The organism is Fretibacterium fastidiosum, assembly GCF_000210715.1.
GTDB classification, from domain to species: domain Bacteria; phylum Synergistota; class Synergistia; order Synergistales; family Aminobacteriaceae; genus Fretibacterium; species Fretibacterium fastidiosum.
Genome location: NC_021038.1, coordinates 2,443,987 through 2,447,754, shown reverse-complemented (window position 1 = coordinate 2,447,754; position 3,768 = coordinate 2,443,987). Strand labels below are relative to the sequence as shown.

Sequence of the window (3,768 nt, the reverse complement as noted above, 5' to 3'; positions counted from 1 at the left end):
AGCGGAGAGCAGCTCCGCAAAGATCGCGGACTGCAGCAACAGGGCGGCGGCACAGCCCATGACGGCGAACGCCCCCGCGTGGGGGTCCGAGAGGATCTTGAGCCGCGCCTCGCGGTCGCGCCGCGAGAAGAGTGCGTCGCACGTGTCCATGAGGCCGTCCATGTGGATGCCGCCCGTCAGCGCCAGCGCGCAGAGCGCCATGACGACCCCGCGCAGCGTCGGGGAGGCGCTCCAGCCCGAAAGGGCAAACGCCAGAAGCCCCCACAGGGCGCCGATAGGGATCCCCACCAGGGGAAACGCGAGGCAGAAAGGCCGCATGTTGTCCTCCGTCCACTCCATTGCCGGCACGGGCAGGATGGTGAGGAAGGAGCACGCGATCAGAAAGGAGCGAAGGATGTTCACGACACACGTCACCTCGATTCAAGGCGTCTTGCCACGGTCGGCCCGCTTCCGCGGCGGACCGCGGTGCGTTCCACTATTCTACATGAATTTGACGAAAAACGCTCCGGCGAGGGCCTGATGTTCCTCTTCGTCTCCGGCGGCGTGCGCAGCGGAAAAAGCGAGTGGGCGGAGCGCGCCGCGCTGGCGCTGTCGCCGGACGCCCCGCGCGTCTACCTGGCGACGGCCCGCGTGAGCGATGAGGACATGCGACGGCGCGTGGAGCGCCACAGGAGGGCTCGGAGCGGGCGCGGTTTTCTGACGGTCGAACGGGAGCGGGGCCTGACGGGCGTCCTTGAATCCATCCCCGAAGGCGCCCTCGTGCTGCTGGAATGCCTTCCCAACTGGGCTGCCAACGAGATGTTTCTGGAGGACGGAAGCGTTCGCGGCGTCCACGAGGTGCGAGGCGAGGTCCTGCGCTCCACCCTGGCCCTGAAGGACTGCGCACGGGACCTCATCGTCGTGTCCGACGACATTTTCTCCGATGGGGGCCACTACGACGCGGCCGTGGAGGACTACGTTCGCCTGCTGGGGGAGCTGCACGTGCTGTTGGCGGCCAGGGCGGACGCTGTGGTGGAGTGCGCCTTCGGCATCGCCCGATTCTGGAAGGGGGACGCCGCCCGGATCTTTCCGACGGCGAAGGCCGTTGGAGGCGCCATCTGAGAACGTGCGGGACCCCCAATCCACGGCTGAGGGGTCATGGCCGTTCCGCTGTCCCGACATCGAATGAGGCGCTGAGGAGATAAAGTTGACAGAGACAAAAAATGTGCAGTACAATGAACTACACAAAGAAAGGAGATGAGTTTATGGCATTTTCCATTCGATTAACAGGCGAAGAAAAAGCCCTTGCAGAGAGCTATGCGAAGATTCATGCAATCTCATTGGGAGAAGCGTTCAAAAGCGCTTTGTTTGACCGTATAGAGGATGAATATGACGTTGCAGTTGCCAATGAAGCATACAAAGAGTACGTAGACAGCGGCCGTAAGTCCAGACCTATAGAAGAATTGTGGAAAGAACTGGATTTATGAGTTATCGAATAGAAACGTCCAATCGATTTGATAAAGATTTTAAGAAATTGGACAGGTACACTCAGAGAATGATCAAATCGTGGATTTCTAAAAATCTGCAAAATTGTGAAGACCCAAGGGTGCATGGAAAAGGATTGACCGCTGACAGAAGCGGTCAATGGAGATACAGGATCGGTGATTATCGTCTTATTTGCACGATAGACGACAATAGACTTATCATCCTTGCATTGACTGTCGGACATCGTAGAGACGTGTACGATCGATAGGAATCTGTGGGGGCAAGGCACAATGCCAAAAGCGCCAAAAGCATGGTTTATAACTGGTGCGGGTGGTGGCCGTGGCAAAGCCATCGCAGACGAAGTATCAAGAAACGGTGATTGTGGTTTTAGCAACAACACCTAAGGAAACACTGATTGAGTCGTTGAGTGAAGATTGATCAGCGCTTCCCCAAAAACTTTTCTCCTGTCTGGTCCCTTACTTTGCCCGCACTTTGCGTCCCCGTGGACTGGGGGCAGCATCGCTCTCTGGACCTGCGCCGGGTTCCGTGGTATCTTTAATTCGGGTTTCTTCACAAAAGATCGCGGAGAACGCAAGGCGGTGCCCGTTTTGCGCTCTCCGCGGGGGCACAGGGCAGGGAGCCGGACGGATGGGGAAGGGGGAGCGGCAATGTGGCGCGAGCTTTGGAACAGGTACCGCGTCCAGACGATCTCCGTGATGGGGTTCGTCCTCTTCGCGGTCGTGGGGGCGACGGCTATGCTCCTTCCTTCCGTGAAGGAGCGGCTTGAGCGGCAGGGAGCGGAGGCACAGCCAGCTCGGGTCCAGCCGCGGGCGCCTTCTGCGGGGCAGCCTGAGGCGGAGCGGCAAAGCGCTCAGGAGGCCGCACCCCAGGCGGAGTGGTACCTCTACATCACGGGAAGCGTGCGGAAGCCCGGAGTTTATAAGCTGCCGGCCAACTCGCGGCTCTTCCATCTGGTCGATGCTGCGGGCGGCTTTGACGGCTTCGCGGACCGCGTGGCGGTCAACCTGGCGGAACCCCTGACGGACGGGCTCCACGTCCACGTACCGCGCAAGGGGGAGCGCGCCGCCGAAGCCGCGCCCCCCATCGTGCCGGTGGTCCGCCCCAACGTCGTCCTGCACGTTCCGCCTGCTCCCAGGAGGAGTGGCCGAATCGACATCAACCGAGCCAGCGCCGCGGAACTGGAAGCGCTGCGCGGCATCGGCCCCACCCTGGCGCGCCGCATCGTGGAGTACCGTCAGGAGCATGGGCCGTTCACGTCGGTGGAGGACCTCGTCCGCGTGCGGGGCATCGGGGCCACAAAGCTCAAAGGTCTGATGGAACAGGCCTCGGTGAGCCCTTGAATCCCTCTTGAAAATGGCCATTCTCCTTCGCGCGCCCCTCCTCGCGGTCCTTGGTGCCCTCGTCACGGCGGCGGCGCTGTTCAGTGCGACGGGTGCCGCAGGCCTCATCCTGCTTTCTCCCCTGTTGGCCGTCGGCCTTGCCCTGTGTACCTACGAGCGGAAGATCGCTTCTCAATGGCCCGTGCTCCTGGTCCTCGCAGGGCTGACGTTTTTCTGCGCCCTGAGGATGTACCTCGTCTTCACGTGCCCGCTCTTGCCCTCCCGGTCCGTCAAAACCGTCGGGACCGTCTCGCTGGTCCGGCCATGGGGACGGGGCTTCGCCGCCGTGATCGACACGGCAGAGGGCAGCTTTTTGCTGCGACTCCACTTTGCCGAGCTGACGGAGGGAGATCAGGTGAAGGTCGAGGGGGTCACGCGCCGGCTGAAGTCCGTCGGGGGACGGGATGGCTTCGACGAGGAGCGTTACTGGCGCGCCCGCGGCGTCGTCGCGCGCCTCTCGCCCTCGCGGCTGGAGCCCCTTCCCGCCCAGGGTTGGAACCTCCACCGCCTGAGACATCGCCTCTCCCGCGCGCTCGTCATCCACATGCCGCCCCTGACGGGGGCGTACCTCAGAGCCGCCTGGCTGGGGCAGCGGGACGAGGCGCTGAGCAGACAACACCGAGCGTGGGGCACCAGTCACCTCCTGGCCGTGTCGGGCTTCCACGTAGGGATCGTCGTCCTCTGCGCAGCTCTTCTCCTGCCTGGAGGGAGAGGGAACGTCCTCGTTCTGTCCGCGATCCTGTGGGGGTACGTCCTCCTGACCGGCGCCGCGCCGAGCGCGCTGCGGGCGGCCCTGATGCTTCAGGCGGCGTTTTTCGCGCGCGTTTTGGGGCGGCCGCTCAACCCCGTAAACAGCGTGAGCCTCGCGGCGGTGCTCCTGCTGGTACACTCCCCCTTCCTGTTC

General features: G+C 62.7%; 6 protein-coding genes. 5 read left to right on the top strand and 1 reads right to left on the bottom strand.

Translation table 11 applies throughout. The features are described from left to right. The coding region (locus SY1_RS11015; RefSeq protein ID WP_208873806.1) for an adenosylcobinamide-GDP ribazoletransferase at window positions 1-414 on the bottom strand (414 nt) is incomplete at its 3' end. Window positions 415-465: 51 nt separating this feature from the next. On the opposite strand from SY1_RS11015, the gene SY1_RS11010 reads away from it, so the two are divergent. The 5 genes from SY1_RS11010 to SY1_RS10990 form a co-directional block, all read left to right on the top strand. Next, window positions 466-1,101 carry a bifunctional adenosylcobinamide kinase/adenosylcobinamide-phosphate guanylyltransferase gene (locus tag SY1_RS11010; protein ID WP_208873805.1) on the top strand — a complete coding sequence of 212 codons (636 nt, stop codon included), beginning with the start codon at window positions 466-468 and terminating at the stop codon, window positions 1,099-1,101. Window positions 1,102-1,214: 113 nt separating this feature from the next. Continuing rightward, a complete protein-coding gene (gene relB, locus SY1_RS11005) occupies window positions 1,215-1,466 on the top strand; it encodes a type II toxin-antitoxin system RelB family antitoxin (protein WP_243440678.1) in 252 nt (83 codons plus the stop codon). After that, window positions 1,463-1,732 (top strand): type II toxin-antitoxin system RelE family toxin, encoded by a 270-nt coding sequence (locus SY1_RS11000; RefSeq protein ID WP_208873804.1) that lies wholly within the window; start codon window positions 1,463-1,465, stop codon window positions 1,730-1,732. Before relB ends, SY1_RS11000 begins: the two co-directional genes overlap by 4 nt. Before the next feature lie 400 nt (window positions 1,733-2,132). Continuing rightward, window positions 2,133-2,825: a ComEA family DNA-binding protein gene (locus tag SY1_RS10995; RefSeq protein ID WP_015557059.1), complete on the top strand. Its 693-nt coding sequence runs from the start codon at window positions 2,133-2,135 to the stop codon at window positions 2,823-2,825. Window positions 2,826-2,838: 13 nt separating this feature from the next. Beyond that, the coding region (locus SY1_RS10990) for a ComEC/Rec2 family competence protein (RefSeq protein WP_208873803.1) at window positions 2,839-3,768 on the top strand (930 nt) is incomplete at its 3' end.